Raw genomic sequence first — 17,177 nt, 5'->3', positions numbered from 1 at the left:
GTGTGGGGCGGGGGCGGGGCGCACGGCCCCGCCCCCGCCGGGGGTCAGTCCTGCTCGGCGCGCGCCGCGCGGAAGTCGGCGAGGGTGTCGGCGGTGACGACCTCGACCGGGAAGAAGATCGTCTTCTCGGCGGCGTCGTCGTAGCCGGGGTCCTCGCCCTCGAGCAGCGCGAGGACGGTCTCGACCGCCTTGACGCCCTGCCCGTACGGGTCCTGCGCGACGGTCGCGCTCATGAGGCCCTGCTCGATGAGGTCGAGCGCGCCGTCGGCACCGTCGAAGCCGATGAGCATGAAGCCGTCGGCGACGGACTTGCCGGCCGTCTCCATCGCGCGCTGCGCACCGATGGCCGAGTCGTCGTTGGCCGCGTAGATCACGGACAGGTCGGGGTTCGCCGAGAGCATGTCCTGCGCCGCCGCGAAGCCGCCGTCGACCGTGTCGTTGCCGTCGAGGCTGGAGACGATCTCGAAGTTGTCGTCCTCGCTGAGCGTGTCGACGAAGCCCGCGACGCGCTCCTCGCCCACGACCGAGCCGGCGTGCAGCTCGATGACGCCGACCTTGTGCGGGCCGGGCACGTCGCCGAGCTCGTCGATGACGTGCTGCGCGGCCTGCTCGCCGCCGTTGTAGTTGTTCGACAGCACGTAGCCGTCGTAGTCGCCGGCCGTGCCGATGTCGGCGATGACGACCGGGATCTTCGCGGCGTGCGCGGCGTCGATCGTCGACGGCAGCGCGGACGGCTGCACGGGCGTGACGATGAGCCCGGAGATGCCCTGGTTGATCAGGTCGAGGCTGCCGGAGACCTGCTGCTGCTGGTCGGACTTCTGGTCCACCACGACGACGTCGACCCCGGCGGCCTCGGCCCCGGCCTCGACGCCCGCGGCGTAGGACTGCCAGTACGGGTTCTGCAGGTCGTACACCGAGTACCCGATCGTCAGCGGGTCCTTCGCCTCGAACTGCACGTCGGCGCCGGAGCCGCCCGCGGCGGACGTGCCGTCGCCGGCGGGCTCGTCGGCGCCGCTCGCGCAGGCCGAGATCAGCAGGGCGGAGGCGGCGGCGAGGCCGAGCGCCCGGGACAGGTGTCGCACGAGTGTCTCCTTTGACAGGGGTGGGGGTACGAAGGTGGTGCGGGGGTGCTGCGGGCCGCGTCAGCGGATGGCGGTGGTCAGCCGTCCGGTGTTGGCGGCCTCGGCGACGAACGCGTTGTCGTGCAGGCCGGCCCACGAGTCGAGCGGGACCGCCTTGTCGTGCGCGTGCTCCGTGGGCTCGTGGCTGTACGTCGAGACCTCGCGGACGACCAGCGGGGTGTCCGCGTCGGCCGGGCAGCGGAAGGCGTGCAGGTGCTTGCGGTGCATGACGAACTTCGGGTCGCCGGCGCGCAGGCGGACGTAGCTGGTGAGCTGCGCGTAGGACTCCTCGCGCCCGGCGGGCAGCGCCACGTCCTCGGGCCAGGGGCCGCCGGGCGCCATCGGCTGGAACGCGAGCACCGGGTCGTCACCGACGGCGACGGGCTCGGGCGCGTAGAAGACGTCCATCTCGCCCAGCACGACCTCGTAGCTCTCGGTCTTGCGCTGGTGGAAGTGCGGCGGGCAGAACTTGCCCGGGTGGACGATCATCAGCTTGTCGCAGAGCCCGGAGTACTCGGCCCAGGGCGCCCCCGCGGCGGGGAGTCCGTTGACGGCCGGCTCGTTCAGCGACTCGAAGATCACCATGAGCTCGTACGCCTCGCGCGACCACAGCCCGTTCTCGAACGCGGCGTACTGGTCCTCGCCGAACACGATGCCCGCGCTGTCGTTCACCATGTCGGGGGTGATCGGGTAGCGCAGCGCGCGGGCCAGGCTGGCCGCCTCGTTGAGCCACTCGTCGTACTCACGTCGCGTCACGTGCGTCCTGGCCACGTTGCCGTCCTCCGTCGCTCCGGTCGGCGCGCCGACCCTTTGAACCGGTTCATCTGTGAACCGGTTCAAGACTGACCCAGGGGGGCGCCGATGTCAAAACCGGCGGTTCCGGAACCGGCCTGCGACGGTCAGGGCCGAGCCGTCGCCGGCGTCCCGGTCGACGCCCGCACCACGAGCTGCGGCTGGAACTCCACGCGGTCCTCGCCGCCGTGGTCCCCCTCGCGCAGCAGCAGCTCCGCCGCCGCCACACCCATGGCGAACGACGGCTGCCGCACCGTGGTCAGCGGCGGGTTCAGGGCCGGCGCGAAGTCCGCGTCGTCGTAGCCGACGAGGGCCACGTCCTGCGGCACGCGCAGCCCCCGCTCCTGCGTCGCCAGCAGCACGCCCAGGGCGAGCATGTCGTTGACGCACATCACCGCGTCGACCCGGTGCGCGTCCAGCAGCGGCGCCACCGCCGCCCCTCCCTCCTCGACCGTCAGGTCGGTCACCTCGACCTCGACCAGGACCTCGGCCGGGTCGAGCCCGCGGCGCACCAGCGCCGCCTCGGCGCCCTCGCGCCGCTCCGCGCACCACGAGACCGAGACCGGCCCGTTGACCAGCGCGATGCGCCGGTAGCCGGCGTCGGCGAGGTGGCCCATCGCCAGACCCGCACCCAGCACGTTGTCCAGGCTCACCCAGGCACCGCCGGGCCGCGGCGTGCGCCGGTCGAGCGTGACGACGCCGAACCGCCGGTCCTCGAACGCCGCCCACTGCGACGGCCGGTCGGCGATCGGCGCGATCACGAGCCCGTCCACCCCCTGGCTCTCCAGACCGCGCAGCAGGCGGCGCTGACGCCGGGGGTCCTGGTGGGTCGAGCCGACGACCATCGTGAGGCCCGCCCGGTCGGTGACGGACTCGACCCCGCGCAGCACGGCCGCCCAGAACGGGTTGCCCACGTCCGGCACGACGACGCCGATGAGCTCCGAGCGCCGGCTGCGCAGCTGCCCCGCGGCCCGGGACGGCACGAACCCCAGCGCCCGCATGGCCTGCTCGACGCGCTCGCGCGTCTCCGCGGTGACGCGGTCCGGGTTGTTGAGCACGTTCGAGACCGTGCCGAGCGAGACGCCGGCCCGGGCCGCGACCTCGCGGACCCCGACGTACCGACCGGCACGGTCGGCGCCCGACCCCACGCTCATCCGCCGCGCCCCCGTCGTCCACGCTGTGCGCGGCACCGACACCGCCCGCCGCGAACGGATCCTACGACCCGCACCGGGTGCGACCGACCGCCCGTCGGCCCGGCACCGCCGGCACGTCCCCCTGCCGGCCCCGCGGTGCGGCGCCGCCGGGTCCGGCTCAGCGCACCGGCGCCCCGACGGTCGCGAGGGCGTCCGCCCGGGCCCGGGCCACGGCCTGCTCCACACGCGCCCCGGCCCGGCGGCGCGCCGTCCGCACGCCCAGCACGAGCGCGAGGGCGACGAGCAGGAGGGCTGCCTGCGCGTACGGCGGCGTCCACACGCTCGCGCTCGCGGCGGCCGCCGACGGCGCCACCGGCACGACGTCCTCCCCCACCACCGCGGGCTCCGCGGAGACGTCCACGCCCGCGCGCAGGACCGGCCACACGCCCGGGACCACCACCGAGCGCGCGACGGACCCGCCGGGCAGCACCTCGCGCACCGGGTCGCCGGCCGTCGACGCGGACGCACCCAGCCACGGGTCGACGGCGACCGTGGCGTCGGCGCCCAGCCGCACGTCGCCGGTGTTCTGCAGCACGTAGGACACCTCGACCGCGCCGGGGGCGAACGGGTTCCACGAGGGCACGTACCGCGTGGCGACGTCGGTGACGGCGAGCGCGGCGGCGATGTCGCCGGTGACCCGCAGGTGCAGGCGGACGCCGACGCGGGAGTCGAGCACCACGCGGGCGTCGTCGGCCCCGACGGGCGTCGCGAGCGAGGCCACCACGCCCGCGGGGTGGTCACCGGGCCGTGCGTCCGCGGGGACGGTCAGCGTGACGGGCACGACGACGGTGGCACCCGGGCCGACCTCGACCGTCGCCGGGACGTCGAGCCAGGCCCCGGCGGCCCGCGGTGCCGTGCCCGTGGGCGGCAGGTCGAAGTCGCCGGCCGGCGTCACGACGCCGTCGCCGGCCGCGAGCGCGAACGTCTGCGGCGCGTCGGTGTGGTTCGTCAGCGCCAGGTGCTCGGTCACCTGCGCGCCCGGGTCGAGCTCGTGCCGCAGGGAGACGCGCCCGTCGGGCCCCTCGGCGGACGCCGGTACGAGGGACCACGTCGTCGTCGCGGCCTCCGGCGCGTTCACGCCGCCGCGGTCGACGTCGAGCGCGGGGTCGTGGGTGGGGACGGCGGTCGGGGCGTCGGGGTCGGCGAGACCCCCGGACGCGCGGGCGGCGGCGGGGACGACGGCGGGGGCGGCGACGGCGCCGACGGCGGGGGCGGCGACGAGCGCACCCAGGAGGACGGCGGAGGCCGCGACGAGCGCGGCACGGGTACGGACGTGGGGCACGGAGGACCTTCCGGGGATCGGGGGGCCCGCGGGGCGGGGCGGGGCGACAGGGGCGGCGTGCGGTGCGGGTGGACGTGCGGGCGGTGGACGTGCGGTGCCGGTGGCGGGGACCGGACGGCCCCCGCCACCGGCGGGTGGAGCGGTGCGCGGTCAGTCGCGCGCGAAGAGGCTCACCGTGACGGTGCCGCGGTACGTGCCCGCCTTCGCGTCGACGGGCACGTCGAGGCGCAGGTCGGCGGACAGCTCGGTGCGGCCCGTGCGGCCCTCGCCCTCGGCGGTCACGAGCGCCGCCGGGGCCGCCAGGCCCGCACCGCCGTCGAGCACGCCCGCGACGTCCTCACCGGCCGCGACGCCGTCGCGCTGCGTGAGCACGACCGGGTCCCAGCCCAGGTGGCCGGCGCGCAGGCGCGCACCGTCCGACACGAGGTCGGTGGCCTGGCCGGAGACCGACCAGCCCGCGGCGTCCGTGCGCGAGTCGGTCACGGCGACGGTCGGCAGCGCCGCCTGCAGGCGCAGGCGGTCGCCGAGGTTCCTCGCCTCGCCGAGGTCGAGCGCGTCCTGGGCGACGGTCAGCGCGAGGCTGCCCGCCGGGGCCTGCTCGGGCAGCGTCGCGGTCACCTCGATGCCGTCCGTCTCCTCGCTGGGCACGTAGTCCCACAGGTCGTCGAGGAGGACGTTCGCCAGGTCGGTGTTGTCCAGGTACGCACCGCGCACCGGGTCGGTACCGGTCGCGCGGGCCGCGATCGCGTCCGCACCCGGGCCCTTGGCGTACACGGGCACGAGCTGGTTGGTGTGGTTGGTCGAGTGCCACGAGTGGCCCGCGACCTGCTCGGCGGCACCGGGGACGAGGCTCGTCCACGCCGGGTCCGCCCCCGCGCCAGCGAGGTAGCCGGTCTCGTGGTCGGACGTGACGACCACGAGGGTCTCGTCCCAGCTGCTGTTCTCCTCGACCCACTGCACGGCCGCGTCGACCGCGCGGTTGAAGTCGACGGTCTCCTCGATCGTCGTCACGTCGGAGTTCGCGTGGCCGGCCCAGTCGATCGCGCCGCCCTCGACCATGACGAAGAAGCCGTCCTCCTCGCGCTCGAGCACGTTGAGCGCGCCCTGCGTGAGCGTCGGCAGGTCGGGGACGTCGTTCATCGCGCCCGCGAACGGCGTGTCACCGACCGTCGAGCGGCCCTGCTGCAGCGTCGAGCCGACCTGCACGGCGCCGAACACGCGCTCCGGCACGTCGGTGCCGGCGGCGAGCGCCTCGAACTGCGCCTTCTCCTCGAGCAGCGTGAAGCCGGTCTGGCCGTCCTGCAGACGCTGCCAGTCGGACTGCGTGACGTAGCCGAAGCTCGGCGTCGTCAGCAGGCGGTGGCTGTCGTCGTAGTAGGGGTGGCCCGCGCCGATGACGACGTCGAGGTAGTCGGCCTCGAGGTACTCGTGCGTGACGCCGGACAGGTCGTTGCGGTTCGCGTTGTGCGCGGCGAAGCCCGCCGGCGTCGCGTGGCTGAACGGCACGGACGAGACGACGCCCGTCGCCTTGCCGAGCCGGTCGGCGCGCTGCGTGAGGTTCTCGAGCACCGTGCCGTCGGGGGCGATGCCCAGCACGCCGTTGTTCGTCTTGACGCCCGTGGCGAGCGCGGTGGCGGCGGCGGCCGAGTCGGTCGCGCCCTCCTTGATCCAGTCGAAGTCGCTCCACGCGGCCTGCGGGTCGTACTCGGCGCGCCCGCTGGCCGAGTGGTTCGACTGGCCGACCTGGACGGGGAACTGCTGGAACACCTGCGACGGCGTGCTCGGCACCGGCGTGATCGAGCCCGACGACGGGTCGACGACGACCTGGTGGTAGGTCGTGCCGTGCTGGTAGGCGCTGGCGAGGTCGACCGTGTTGTAGCCCATGCCGTCACCGATGAGGACGATGACGTTCTTCGGGGCACCGGCCGGTGCCTCGGGGTTCGCGGCCGCGCCGGTGGCGGGGACGACGACGAGGGCGGACGTGGCCAGGGTCGCGGCTGCGATCCCGGCGCGGCGGGCAGGGGTCCTGCTGCGGCGCATCTGTGGTCCTCTACGGGTCGTGGACGGCCGGGGGTGTCCCGGCCGCACACGACCCTCCCCACCGGGGTTGAACGAGTCATGACGGTCCGGTGCCGTCTGCACGACCTGTGCCCGTCGGTCCGGTTCGTCCCCTGTGCCGCCCCGCAGGGGCGAGGTCCGGCCCCGTCCGGCCCGCCCCGTCCGGCCCGCCGCTCCCGGCCCGGCCCGGCCCGCTCCTCCCGACGCGGTCCGGGTGGCCCGTCCGCTCCGCTAGACTCGTCGCGCGGCTCGTCGGTCCCGACCGGTTGCCGCCGCCAGGAGGATTCGCCTAGTGGCCTATGGCGCACGCTTGGAAAGCGTGTTGGGTTAACGCCCTCGGGGGTTCGAATCCCCCATCCTCCGCCGCACGAGGGCCCGTCACCGCGCACCGGTGACGGGCCCTCGCCGTTCCCGGCCCCTCCCGCGCCGCTCCTCCGTCCGGCAGGATGCGCGCGTGCCCGTCACCGGACCGCCCCTGCTCGGCAGGACGCAGAGCCCCGTCGGCTGGGTCGTGGGGTTCGTCCGGGCTCCCGCGGCCGACGTCCTCGAGGCGGACCTCGGCTGGCGCCGGGGCCTCGGGCAGCGGCTCGAGGTCTCGCCCCCGACGCCGTTCCCCGCGTGCCTGTCGCTCCTGGAGCCGCTCGAGGCGCCGTGGACCACGGAGCTCCTGGTCGACTGCGGCCCGTGGACCGCCTACCTCAACAACCACAAGGACGGCGGCGACCCCACCGCCGCGGCCGGGGAGCTCGCGCGGCAGCTCGGGACGCGGTGCGTGATCGCGGTGCACTCGCCGCCGCACGGCCCCGGGCACGCGTCGACGCAGATGTGGGTGCACGGGCCCGACGGGGAGCCTCCGCTCATGGCCGAGCGCACGCTCGCCGCCTCCCGCCAGGACGGCCGGTGGTCCTGGTACGAGTCCGGGCGACCCCTGCCGTTCGAGGACGTGGCCCGGTACGGCGCCCGCAGGATCCGGGACCGGTTCGACCGCGCGCTCCTCGTCGCCCACCTGCACGCGCTGGGCATCGAGGTCGACGACCCCACGTGGTTCGGCCCGGGGGTGGCCGTCCGGCAGGTCGTCCCGTGGCCGACCCGCCCCGAGAGCGTCGAGGAGGCTCTGGAGCGGCTCGAGGTCGGCAGCCGGTAGACGGTCCTGCGGGACCACGACCGTACGGACGTACCCTGACGACGTGGCGACGTTCTCCTCCGTGACCCGGCAGCACATCCTCCAGGCGATCGCGGAGCACGACTCCCGCGGCGGGGACGCGTTCCTCGCCCTGTACAACTTCGAGCCCGTCCCGGGGTACGCGCTGCTGCACGAGGGGCGCAGCTACGACGCGCGTGCGGTGCTCGGGGTGGCGCACCGGTTCGCGACGGGTCGGATGGCCACGCAGGACGACTTCCACGGCATGGACGCGGCGGTCGCGCTGCTGCGTCGCCGCGGGTTCGAGGTGAGCGAGCCGGCGTCGGCGGTGCGCGCCGCACCGGCCGCCGCCCGTCCGGCACGCACGTCCGCCCCCCGCACGCCCCGCACCACGACGCCGCGCACGTCCACCCGGGCGGCCGCCCGCGAGGAGCGGCCCGTCGCGATCTGCCCGACCTGCTTCCAGGCCCTGCCCGCGACGGGCGTCTGCGACAACTGCAGCTGACGCGCCGCGGCGGTCGGCCCGCCGCGGCGACGGTCGGCCGGGCTCAGCCCACCGGCGCGGCGGTCGGCGCGAGCCGCAGCGCCGCGTCGTGGAGCCGGTCGTCGCTGCCCTTCGCCAGCTGGTCGCTGCTCCACCGCACGCGCAGCGCGACCTGCGACCCGTCGTGCAGGGTGAACGTCACCGTCAGCGGCGTGCGCTTGTGGACCTCGGCGTGCGCGACGTCCTCGAAGGCGACGAAGCGGTGCCGGCGGGCCAGCGCGACGACCGGCGCCGACGCGAGGGCGGTGGCCATCCGCTCGCGGCCGACGCCCTTGCGCGGGTCGCACGGCAGCAGGAGGAGCCCGTTGTCGAGGTGCACGACGTCGTGCGGGGCGCCGTCGACGTCCACGGGCCCGATCCCGCCGAGCACGCGGCCACCGTGCGCGGTGCCGCGCTCGGCGACCTGCCCGACGGCGTCGGCGTCGATGCCGCACCCGGCGAGGCGGGCACGGGCCGCCGCGGCGTCACCGGCGACGGCCGCGTCGACGAGCGCGACCACGTCCGGCGGCGGGCCGTCGGGGCCGACCAGGCGGGCCGGGCCGTCCCACGAGTGCTGCCAGCGCGCGGCGCTCGCCTGCACGGCCGCGGCGCGCACGACGACGTGCAGGAGGTCGCGCAGCGGCGCGTCGCGGTGGTTGCGGTACGCGCCCGTCGGCTCGACGCGGACCTCGTCGGTGAGGGCGCGCCCCCGCCCGGCCGCGACGAGGTCGAGGACGGTGCCGAGCGTGCCCCTCGGCACCCCGGCCGCGCGTGCGGCCGTCCGGTAGACGCTGTCGGCGACCCGCTGCTGGCCGGTCGCGAGCGCACGTGCCGTGAGGGCGTCCCAGTCCAGGCGCTCGCGGTCCTCGAACTCGACGGCCCCCTCCGCGACGGCCGCGGCGGCCGCCGTGAACGTCGGCAGCAGGGCGGTCGCCGGGCGCGTGTCGACGGGGACGTCGCCGGAGGGCATGGCCTGCATCGCGTCGACGCGCGCACCCAGCGAGGGGTGGCTGTCCCACGCGGTCTGCTCGCGCGGCGGCGCCTCGGCCCGCACCGCCGCGAGCTCGTCGCCGCGGGCCGCGAGGAGCTGCACGAAGCCCTCGAAGAACCCGGGGGCGGTCGGGGCGAGGCCCTCCTGCCAGCCCGGGTCGACGTACCGCTGCAGGTAGAAGTCCCACGCGGCGTCGACGACGGGCAGCTCGCGCAGGGCGGCCTGGGCCGTCGCCCGTCCGGCGACCCGCACGGAGAGCGCGTCGGCCTCGAGCTCCTGCCGGCGGCTCACGGACGCGGAGACGAGCCCGTACAGGCGCGCGTACATCAGCAGGACCCAGCCGACCGGGCCGCCGCCGATCTCCTCGAGCGTCGCCCGCATCACCGCGCGGCCGCGGTACGCGATCGGGGCCAGCCGCGTGTGGCTGTGCGAGTAGTGCCCGAGCTCGTGCGCGAGCACGGAGCGCAGCCGGGCCACGTCCAGGCCGGCGACCAGGGGCACGCCGAGGTACAGCCGCCGGGTCCCGGCGACGAGCCCGAGCAGCCGCGCGTCCTCGGCGACGGCCGCGTTGACCACGGGCACGAGCCGGATCTCGTCGGGCGCGCGGGTGCCGGCGGCGTCCGCGAGCTCGCGGACCGTCGCCCACAGCTCGGGGGCGTCCCGCTCCGGCACGACGACGCCCGGCTCGGGTGCGGGGCGGGCCCGTGCGACCTTGACGAGCGCGGTGACGATGGCGACGGCGAGCACGAGCGCCACGAACCCGAGCTTCGTCGCGTTCGCGCCGCTGCCCGTCTGCCGCTCCCACAGCGCCCACGCCGCGACGGCGACGACGATGCCGCCCGCGACGGCGTAGAAGCCGACGAGCAGGAGGACGGACAGCGCTGCGCGCAGGGTGGTGACCATGCCGGGTCCCTTCCGCACCCGCCCACGACGGCGGCCGTGCGCGGGGAGCGTAGCGGTGCGCCACCGGGCCGCGGGCGGGTTCCGGGGACCTGTCCGCAGCGTGGACGACGACGCGACCGCCGACCCGGGCGCGCCGTGGGAGGATCCGGCGGTGACCGACGCGATCGCCCTGACCTGGTCGGCCTGGGACGACCTCACGCCGGTGCAGGCCTACGACGTCCTGCGCCTGCGCGTCGACGTGTTCGTCGTCGAGCAGCGGTGCGCCTACCCGGAGATCGACGGGCGCGACCTGGAGCCCGGCACGCAGCACCTGCTGGCCACGCGCAACGGGCGCCTCGTCGGCTACCTGCGCCTGCTGGAGGACGGGGCGACGGACTCGACGCCCGCACGCGCCCGCATCGGGCGGGTGTGCGTGGCACGGTCGGCGCGCAACGAGGGCCTCGCGTCGCGGCTCATGCGCGTCGCGGTCGCGACGGCGGGCGCGCGCGAGCAGGTGCTCGACGCGCAGGCGCACCTGGCGGGCTGGTACGCGCGGTTCGGCTTCACCGAGGCGTCGGACGTCTACTCGGAGGACGGCATCCCCCACGTCACGATGCTGCGCCCGGCCTCCGCCGCGCCGCTCGCGCCGCCGGCAGCGGGGTCGGGTACGACCCGCCCGTGAGCACGGCCGTCGCGGGCGCGACCGCCCGGGCGACGCAGCGCTGCGAGGGCCGCCCGCGGTCCGCGACGCGACGGCGCCGGGCCTCGCGCGCCGCGACGCGCGGCCCCGGGCACGACGCAGCGCGCTGACCAGGGAACACGGCGGGGCGGGCGGCGTGTTGCACGCCGACATGACGACCATCGGACTCATCGGTGCAGGCAACATCGGCTCGCAGCTCGCGCGTCTCGCGGTGCGGCACGGCTACGACGTGGTGGTGAGCAACTCCCGCGGACCGCACACGCTGGTCGACCTCGTCGCCGAGCTCGGCGACCGGGCGCGGGCGGGCACGCCCCAGGAGGCGGCGGAGGCGGGCGACCTCGTCGTCGTCACCATCCCGCTGAAGGCGATCGAGACCGTGCCGGTCGAGCCGCTCGCGGGCAAGGTCGTCATCGACACCACCAACTACTACCCGCAGCGCGACGGGCAGGTCGCGGAGCTCGACGACGAGTCGACGACGACCGCGGAGCTGCTCCAGCGGCACCTGCCGCAGTCCCACGTCGTCAAGGCGTTCAACCACATCCTCGCCGCCGAGCTGACGACGGACGGCTCCCCCGCCGGGACGCCGGGCCGCCGTGCCCTCGTCGTCGCCGCGGACGACGACGACGCCCGGGCCCGCGTCGTGGCGCTCCTGGACGAGTTCGGCTTCGACGCCGTCGAGCTCAGCCCTCTGTCCGAGGGGTGGCGCATCCAGCGCGACACCCCGGGCTACGGCGCGCGCCGCACCGCGGACGAGCTGCGCGCCGACCTCGCCGCGGCCCGCCGCTACCGGGACATGTGACGGGCCCGTCCCGACTGCTCCGCCGGGCCGGCACCCGCAGCCGGGTGTCGGTCCCAGGCGCTAGCGTCCGCCCGTGGCCGAGTTCGCGTTCGACGCCCCGTTGTTCCAGGAGAGCGCCTGGGTGTTCCTCGCGGTGCCGTTCGACGTCGCGGACGAGGTGGACGACCTGACGCGCGGCCGGCAGGGCGGGTTCGGCTCGGTGCGGGTCGAGGTGACGCTCGGCCCGACGACGTGGCGCACCTCGCTGTTCCCCGACAGGACCCGCGAGACGTTCGTGCTGCCGGTCAAGAAGGCCGTGCGCGCCGCCGCCGACGTCGGGCCGGGCGACACCGTGCCGGTCACGCTGCGGCTCGTCGACGTCTGAGGTCGTCCGGGCGGTGCGCGTCGGCGCGCCCCCGTAGCCTGGCGGGATGGAGCTCACCCTCGCCCTCGACGAGGCCCTCGTCCTCGCCCGCGCCGCCGACGTGCTGCCCACGGCCGTGCGTGACGTCCGCGGGTCCGGCAGCACCGTGCACGCGACGGTCGCGGTGCACGAGCTCCCGGGCGTGCCCGGTGCCGTGCGCATGGCCACGCGCCTGGCCGGTCCGGTCGACGTCCGCGTCGAGGACCGCGGCGTCACCGGCCGCACGTGGCGGGTGGCGGTGGTGGCGCAGCACCCGACGCTGCGCATGGACCTCTCGTCGTTCGTCACGGACGCCGTGCGCGGTCAGCTCGCGAAGCTGCCGGCGGGCGTCGCGACCGCCCGCTCGGAGGGCGGGGCCACGCTCGTCGACGTCGACCTGGACCGTCTCGGCCCGCTCGTCACGTCGTTCCTGCCCGCCGGCCGCGGCGTCGCGCCGCGCGTCGACGACGTCGCCCTCGGCGAGCGGATCCGGCTGCTCGCCTCCGTCGCCTGACGTGCGCGGGCCCGACCCGGACGGGTACGAGCTCGACGACGACCCGGCGCGCGTCGACCTCGACGTCGTGTGGGCGTTCCTCTCCCGGGAGGCGTACTGGGGGCGCGACCGCACGCGCGTGGAGGTCGAGGAGCAGGTGCGCGTCGCCTGGCGCGTGGTCGGCGCGTACGCGCCCGACGGGACGCAGGTGGGCTTCGCGCGCGCGGTGTCCGACGGCGTGCGGTTCGGGTACCTGGCGGACGTGTTCGTGGTCGACGGGCACCGCGGCCACGGGCTCGGCAAGCGCCTCGTCCGCCGCATGATCGACGAGGGCCCGGGTGCGCACATGCGCTGGACCCTGTTCACGCGCGACGCGCACGGCCTGTACGAGCGGTTCGGCTTCGCCCCGCCCGATCCCACGGCCCTGGTGCGTCCCGCACGGGTCGCGGGCGCGGGCGCGGCTCCGTAGCGTCACCAGCGCCGGCGCCGCCGCCCGGGCCCCCGTACCGAGGAGCACGCATGACCCAGGACGCGCAGCAGCCCGGACGGCGCACGGTCGTGGTCACGGGGGCGAGCGACGGGATCGGCGCCGCGGCGGCGCGCGCCCTCGCCGCACGCGGTCACGAGGTCGTCGTCGTCGGCCGGAACCCGCAGCGCACGCGGCGCGTGGCGGACGAGGTCGGCGGACCCGCGTACCTGGCGGACTTCGCGCACCTGGACCAGGTGCGCGACCTCGCCGAGCGCCTGCTCGCGGCGCACCCGCGCATCGACGTGCTGGTGAACAACGCCGGCGGCCTCTTCCCGGAGCGCGTCGTCACGGACGACGGACTCGAGACGACGTTCCAGGTCGACCACCTGGCGCCGTTCCTGCTCACGCGCCTGCTGCTCGACCGGCTCCTCGCCGCTCGGGGTGCGGTGGTGACGACGTCGAGCGGTGCCCACGCGCTGTCCCGGCTGACGGCCCACCAGGTCGGCGTCCTCGGCGGCCCCGCCGACACCCGCCGCTACGTCCCGTTCCGCGCCTACGGGGACGCCAAGCTCGCCAACGTGCTGTTCACGCGCGAGCTGCACCGCCGGTACCACCGGGCCGGCCTCGCGTCGGCGGCGGTGCACCCGGGGGGCGTCGCGACGAGCTTCGCGGGCACGTCCCGGGACCTGTCCGGCTGGTTCTACCGCTCGTCCCTGGGCACGCGGGTCCTGCGCACGCCCGAGGTGGGCGCGCGCGACCTCGTGCGCCTGGCCGACGGGAGGCCCGGGGTGGACTGGCCGTCGGGGCAGTACTGGGCCGACGGCCGCATCGCCCGGGTGAACCGCCGTGCCGACGACCCGGTGCTCGCGCGCGTGCTGTGGGAGCGCAGCGAGCACCTGGTCGGCTGACGTCCGGCCCGCGTCAGGGCGTGGACGCCACCACCCGCACGGTGCCGTCGGCGGGTCGCCGCCCGAGCTGCCCGGTCACGACGAGGACGACGGCGACGACCGCGAGGACGCCCCACGCGACCAGCCCGAGCGGCCCGACGACCGCCATGTCCGGTGTCTCGCCCACGGCGACCAGCACCGCCACGAGCCCGGCGACGGCGTTGAGCGCACCGTGCGCCACCACGGGCGGCCAGAGCGACCCGCTGCGCAGGCGCAGCCACCCGAGCAGCACGCCCCACGCGACGCACCCGCCGACCATGAGCAGCACCCCGACGACGTCGGTCCGGCCGAAGTTGTACCCGAGCAGGATCAGCGGCGCGTGCCACAGACCCCACACCGCGCCGGAGACGAGCAGGGCCGGCCACGTGCCGAGCGGCAGCAGCGCCGGCAGCAGCCACCCGCGCCAGCCGACCTCCTCGCCGAGCGCGGCGAGGCTGTTGACGAGGGCGCCGAACGGGAGGGCGACGAGCTGCGCGGCCACCAGGACCCCCACGGGCGGCAGCTGCGCCCCGGCGGGCAGCGTCCGCTCGAGCTGCGCGGCGAAGCCGGAGAAGCCGGTGAGGTCCAGGTGCACGAGGCCGAGGGCGCCGGCGAGCAGGGTCACGGCGGCCACGAGGACGATCGGCGCGACGAGCCCGACCGCGGTGAGCCCGAGCGTGCGGCGCAGCGGGCGCAGCGGCCGCACGCCGAGCGCACGCAGCCGGTCCCGGGCGGGCACCTTCTGCAGGAGCGTGACGACGAGGACCGCGGCCGCCGGGGTCCACATGACGACGACGGCGAGCAGCGCCAAGAACGGTGACGCGAGCCCGTCCCCGGTCCACAGCGGCAGCGCGACGAGCCAGGCGAGCCCGCACGCGACGAGCACGAACGTCACGACGGCGCGCCACGGCACCCGGGCCGGCCAGGGGTCGCCGCCGGCGGGGACCGCCGCGGCGGGACGGACGGCGGCGGCTCCCGCACCGTCGTCGGCGGCCGGGGGACGGGGGCGGGGACGGTCATCGGGGTCCTCCCTGGGGCGGTGCGGCACGGTGGGGCACAGGATGGTGCGGCGCGACTCCGTCTCGCGCTTGTTATAGATGTTACCAAACAGTTGTCGTCGGGGTGCACGCTCCGGGCGCCCTCCGTAGCGTCGGGGTGCGCACGGTCCCCGCGGTGGGGGACGACGACGAGCACGGGAGGCGCGATGCGCTCGGCACAGGTGCTGGCGGACGGGTTCGGACGGATCGGCGAGGAGCTGCGCGCGGCGCTCGAGGGTGCGGACGAGGCGCTCCTGACCGCACGCCCCGACCCGCGGGCGAACACGCTGGCCTGGCTCGCGTGGCACGTGGCCCGCGTCCAGGACGCGCAGGTCGCGCCCCTCGCCCGCGTCGAGGAGGTGTGGACGGCGCAGGGCTGGGCGGAGCGGTTCGCGCTCCCGTTCGACACGGGCGCGACCGGCTACGGGCAGTCCCCCGACGACGTCGGCCGCGTGCACGCACCCGCCGACCTGCTGCTCGGCTACCTCGACGCGGCGACGGCGGCGACCCTCGCGTACCTCGAGCGCCTGACCGACGACGACCTCGACGTCGTGGTCGACGAGGACTGGGACCCGCCCGTCACGCTCGGCGTGCGCCTCGTGAGCGTCCTGGCCGACGACCTGCAGCACGTCGGCCAGGCGGCCTACCTGCGCGGCCTGCTCGACCGCGCCCGCTGAGCCCGGGGCGGCGACCACGGGCGCCCGCACCGGCGCCCGGCGCGCCCGCCGACCCCGTCAGCACCAGGACGGCAGGTGCACGGCGGGCGTGCGCGCGCCTGCCGCGGAGCGCACCGCGTCCTCCACCGCGGCCTGGACGGCCGTGGCCGCCGCGGCCTGCACCGCGACGAGCGCGGCCACGCGTGCGGCACGGGCGTCGGGCAGCGTGACGGCGCCGGTCGCCAGCGCGAACACGGTGTCGCCGTCCGCGAGCGTGTGCACCGGGTCCAGCGCCCGTGCGAGGCCGTCGTGGGCGGTGCCGGCCGTGCGCGACGCCTCCGCCGGGTCGAGCACGGCGTCGGTGGCGACGACCGCGAGGGTCGTGTTGAGCGGGGCACCGGTGGCCGGACCCGCGCCGGGCGGCGGCGCCCCCGGCGTGGCCGCACCGGGCGCGTCGCCGCGCGCGCCGGGCGGCAGGGGCGTGACCCGGGGCGCACCGTCGGGCGCGAGCGGCCCGCCGGGCGGGGACGCCGGCGCGCCGAGGCCCACCGGCGCCCCGGCCGCGTTGACGACGACGAGCGCGCCGACGACGACCCCGAGCGCGGCGAGCCGGACGGACGCGGTGCCCACGCCGCCCTTCCAGCGCGCCCCCGCGAGCGCGGCGCCCGTCCCCGCCCCACCGAGCCGCGCGCGACCGGTGCACCCGGCCCCGAGGCACCGGCCGCCGCGGCGGCTGCGTACCCCATCGCGACGTCGGGGTGGTGCGTGAACACGCCGCCGCGGCCGAGGTCGAAGACGGCCGCGGCCGGCACGATCGGCACGACCTCGCCCGGCACGTCGGAGACGGGGAAACCGCGCCCCTGCTCGGCGAGCCACCGCTGCACGCCGTGCGCCGCGACCAGCCCGTAGGCGCTGCCGCCGGTGAGGGCCACGGCGTCGACCGTGGGCACGAGGGTCCGCGGGTCCAGCGCGTCGGTCTCGTGCGTGCCGGGCCCGCCGCCGCGGACGTCGACCCCGCCGACCGTGCCCGGCGGCGGCAGGACGACCGTGACGCCGGTGAGCCACCCCTCGCCCACGCGCTGCGCGTGCCCGACGCGCACGCCCGCGACGTCCGTGACCGACCCCGTCGACGCCCGTCCCCGCTCGTCCATGCGCGCCAGCCTGGCACGGGACGCCCCGCCGCCCGGCGCCGGGAACGCACCGTTCCGCCACGGGTGCTGCGATCATGACCGATTTCCCACTCGCCGCGGGGCGTCCGGGCGGCTAGGGTGGTCGCCGTAGTCGCAGTGCATCGCTTGTCGGCCCGACGGTCCTGCCGTGGGGTCTCTCGTTCTCCGGAGCGGACGACGACGCCGTGATTCACCGGTCCCGGTCGTCGGGGTCGTACCAACCCGCATGAGGAGAACACCATGCCCACTGGCATCGTGAAGTGGTTCAACGCCGAGAAGGGCTTCGGCTTCATCGCCCCCGAGGACGGCGGCGCTGACGTCTTCGTCCACTACTCGGCCATCCAGTCGAGCGGCTACCGCTCGCTCGAGGAGAACCAGCGCGTGCAGTTCGACGTGCAGCAGGGCCCGAAGGGCCCGCAGGCGTCGAACGTGCAGCCTGTCTGAGCGACACCACAGCTCATCACGAGGGCGTCCCGGCTTCGGCCGGGGCGCCCTCGTGGCGTTCCCGGGCCGCACCGCGGGCGGGACGGCGTCGCCCAGGTAGGTTGTGCGGCCATCTAGTC

At 76.4% G+C, this 17,177-nt stretch carries 17 protein-coding genes, 1 tRNA gene and 1 pseudogene; 11 read left to right on the top strand and 8 right to left on the bottom strand.

What is annotated here, in order from left to right; all coding sequences use genetic code 11:
* Positions 1–44: 44 nt before the first annotated feature.
* From GC089_RS01765 to GC089_RS01745, 5 genes are all read right to left on the bottom strand, one after another.
* Positions 45–1,082, bottom strand: coding sequence for a substrate-binding domain-containing protein (locus GC089_RS01765; protein WP_196250785.1), 1,038 nt, complete (start codon positions 1,080–1,082; stop codon positions 45–47).
* Between the two features lie 60 nt (positions 1,083–1,142).
* Entirely contained in the window at positions 1,143–1,892 is a 750-nt protein-coding gene (locus tag GC089_RS01760; RefSeq protein WP_155376235.1) for a hypothetical protein, read from the bottom strand.
* Positions 1,893–2,020: 128 nt separating this feature from the next.
* The gene (locus GC089_RS01755) at positions 2,021–3,067 is read right to left on the bottom strand and encodes a LacI family DNA-binding transcriptional regulator (RefSeq protein ID WP_155376234.1); all 1,047 of its coding nucleotides are present in this window, start codon (positions 3,065–3,067) and stop codon (positions 2,021–2,023) included.
* 157 nt (positions 3,068–3,224) lie between these two features.
* Positions 3,225–4,388 carry a hypothetical protein gene (locus GC089_RS01750; RefSeq protein WP_155376233.1) on the bottom strand — a complete coding sequence of 388 codons (1,164 nt, stop codon included), beginning with the start codon at positions 4,386–4,388 and terminating at the stop codon, positions 3,225–3,227.
* Between the two features lie 150 nt (positions 4,389–4,538).
* Positions 4,539–6,428, bottom strand: coding sequence for an alkaline phosphatase (locus GC089_RS01745; RefSeq protein ID WP_155376232.1), 1,890 nt, complete (start codon positions 6,426–6,428; stop codon positions 4,539–4,541).
* 296 nt (positions 6,429–6,724) lie between these two features.
* Between GC089_RS01745 and GC089_RS01740 the strand changes: the two genes are divergently transcribed.
* The 3 genes from GC089_RS01740 (at position 6,725) to GC089_RS01730 (ending at position 8,092) form a co-directional block, all read left to right on the top strand.
* Positions 6,725–6,809 (top strand) — tRNA-Ser (locus GC089_RS01740).
* A 91-nt stretch (positions 6,810–6,900) separates the two neighbouring features.
* The gene (locus GC089_RS01735; RefSeq protein ID WP_155376231.1) at positions 6,901–7,590 is read left to right on the top strand and encodes a hypothetical protein; all 690 of its coding nucleotides are present in this window, start codon (positions 6,901–6,903) and stop codon (positions 7,588–7,590) included.
* A 43-nt stretch (positions 7,591–7,633) separates the two neighbouring features.
* Positions 7,634–8,092, top strand: a complete 459-nt coding sequence (locus tag GC089_RS01730) for a hypothetical protein (protein ID WP_155376230.1) — start codon at positions 7,634–7,636, stop codon at positions 8,090–8,092.
* A 43-nt stretch (positions 8,093–8,135) separates the two neighbouring features.
* On the opposite strand, the gene GC089_RS01725 is transcribed toward GC089_RS01730, so the two are convergent.
* Positions 8,136–10,004 (bottom strand): M48 family metallopeptidase, encoded by a 1,869-nt coding sequence (locus tag GC089_RS01725; RefSeq protein WP_155376229.1) that lies wholly within the window; start codon positions 10,002–10,004, stop codon positions 8,136–8,138.
* 151 nt (positions 10,005–10,155) lie between these two features.
* Between GC089_RS01725 and GC089_RS01720 the strand changes: the two genes are divergently transcribed.
* From GC089_RS01720 to GC089_RS01695, 6 genes are all read left to right on the top strand, one after another.
* Positions 10,156–10,665: a GNAT family N-acetyltransferase gene (locus tag GC089_RS01720; RefSeq protein WP_230684988.1), complete on the top strand. Its 510-nt coding sequence runs from the start codon at positions 10,156–10,158 to the stop codon at positions 10,663–10,665.
* A gap of 169 nt (positions 10,666–10,834) precedes the next feature.
* Complete coding sequence (locus tag GC089_RS01715; RefSeq protein ID WP_155376227.1) at positions 10,835–11,482, top strand: NADPH-dependent F420 reductase; 648 nt, start codon at positions 10,835–10,837, stop codon at positions 11,480–11,482.
* A gap of 73 nt (positions 11,483–11,555) precedes the next feature.
* A complete protein-coding gene (locus GC089_RS01710) occupies positions 11,556–11,846 on the top strand; it encodes a DUF1905 domain-containing protein (protein WP_155376226.1) in 291 nt (96 codons plus the stop codon).
* Positions 11,847–11,892: 46 nt separating this feature from the next.
* Positions 11,893–12,378, top strand: a complete 486-nt coding sequence (locus GC089_RS01705; RefSeq protein WP_155376225.1) for a hypothetical protein — start codon at positions 11,893–11,895, stop codon at positions 12,376–12,378.
* Between the two features lies 1 nt (position 12,379).
* Complete coding sequence (locus GC089_RS01700) at positions 12,380–12,826, top strand: GNAT family N-acetyltransferase (protein WP_155376224.1); 447 nt, start codon at positions 12,380–12,382, stop codon at positions 12,824–12,826.
* A 50-nt stretch (positions 12,827–12,876) separates the two neighbouring features.
* Positions 12,877–13,734 (top strand): SDR family NAD(P)-dependent oxidoreductase, encoded by an 858-nt coding sequence (locus GC089_RS01695; protein ID WP_155376223.1) that lies wholly within the window; start codon positions 12,877–12,879, stop codon positions 13,732–13,734.
* A gap of 13 nt (positions 13,735–13,747) precedes the next feature.
* On the opposite strand, the gene GC089_RS01690 is transcribed toward GC089_RS01695, so the two are convergent.
* Positions 13,748–14,647, bottom strand: coding sequence for a CPBP family intramembrane glutamic endopeptidase (locus tag GC089_RS01690; protein WP_230684987.1), 900 nt, complete (start codon positions 14,645–14,647; stop codon positions 13,748–13,750).
* A gap of 309 nt (positions 14,648–14,956) precedes the next feature.
* Between GC089_RS01690 and GC089_RS01685 the strand changes: the two genes are divergently transcribed.
* Complete coding sequence (locus GC089_RS01685) at positions 14,957–15,466, top strand: DUF664 domain-containing protein (protein ID WP_155376221.1); 510 nt, start codon at positions 14,957–14,959, stop codon at positions 15,464–15,466.
* A gap of 57 nt (positions 15,467–15,523) precedes the next feature.
* Here the strand turns inward: GC089_RS01685 and GC089_RS01680 are convergent.
* Positions 15,524–16,596: pseudogene (locus GC089_RS01680) on the bottom strand (P1 family peptidase).
* Between the two features lie 258 nt (positions 16,597–16,854).
* Here GC089_RS01680 and GC089_RS01675 point away from each other — a divergent pair.
* Complete coding sequence (locus GC089_RS01675; RefSeq protein ID WP_136517914.1) at positions 16,855–17,058, top strand: cold-shock protein; 204 nt, start codon at positions 16,855–16,857, stop codon at positions 17,056–17,058.
* Positions 17,059–17,177 lie beyond the last annotated feature (119 nt).

Origin of the sequence: Cellulomonas sp. JZ18 (assembly GCF_009720485.1) — a bacterium.
Taxonomy (GTDB): Bacteria; Actinomycetota; Actinomycetes; order Actinomycetales; family Cellulomonadaceae; genus Cellulomonas.
This window is presented reverse-complemented; position numbering and strand designations above follow the sequence as displayed.

Coding starts and splice junctions, on each gene's coding strand:
- GC089_RS01745 (WP_155376232.1), bottom strand. CDS start 6,428: ATGCGCCGCAGCAGGACCCCTGCCCGCCGCGCCGGGATCGCAGCCGCG.
- GC089_RS01705 (WP_155376225.1), top strand. CDS start 11,893: ATGGAGCTCACCCTCGCCCTCGACGAGGCCCTCGTCCTCGCCCGCGCC.
- GC089_RS01755 (WP_155376234.1), bottom strand. CDS start 3,067: ATGAGCGTGGGGTCGGGCGCCGACCGTGCCGGTCGGTACGTCGGGGTC.
- GC089_RS01685 (WP_155376221.1), top strand. CDS start 14,957: ATGCGCTCGGCACAGGTGCTGGCGGACGGGTTCGGACGGATCGGCGAG.
- GC089_RS01725 (WP_155376229.1), bottom strand. CDS start 10,004: ATGGTCACCACCCTGCGCGCAGCGCTGTCCGTCCTCCTGCTCGTCGGC.
- GC089_RS01695 (WP_155376223.1), top strand. CDS start 12,877: ATGACCCAGGACGCGCAGCAGCCCGGACGGCGCACGGTCGTGGTCACG.
- GC089_RS01675 (WP_136517914.1), top strand. CDS start 16,855: ATGCCCACTGGCATCGTGAAGTGGTTCAACGCCGAGAAGGGCTTCGGC.
- GC089_RS01715 (WP_155376227.1), top strand. CDS start 10,835: ATGACGACCATCGGACTCATCGGTGCAGGCAACATCGGCTCGCAGCTC.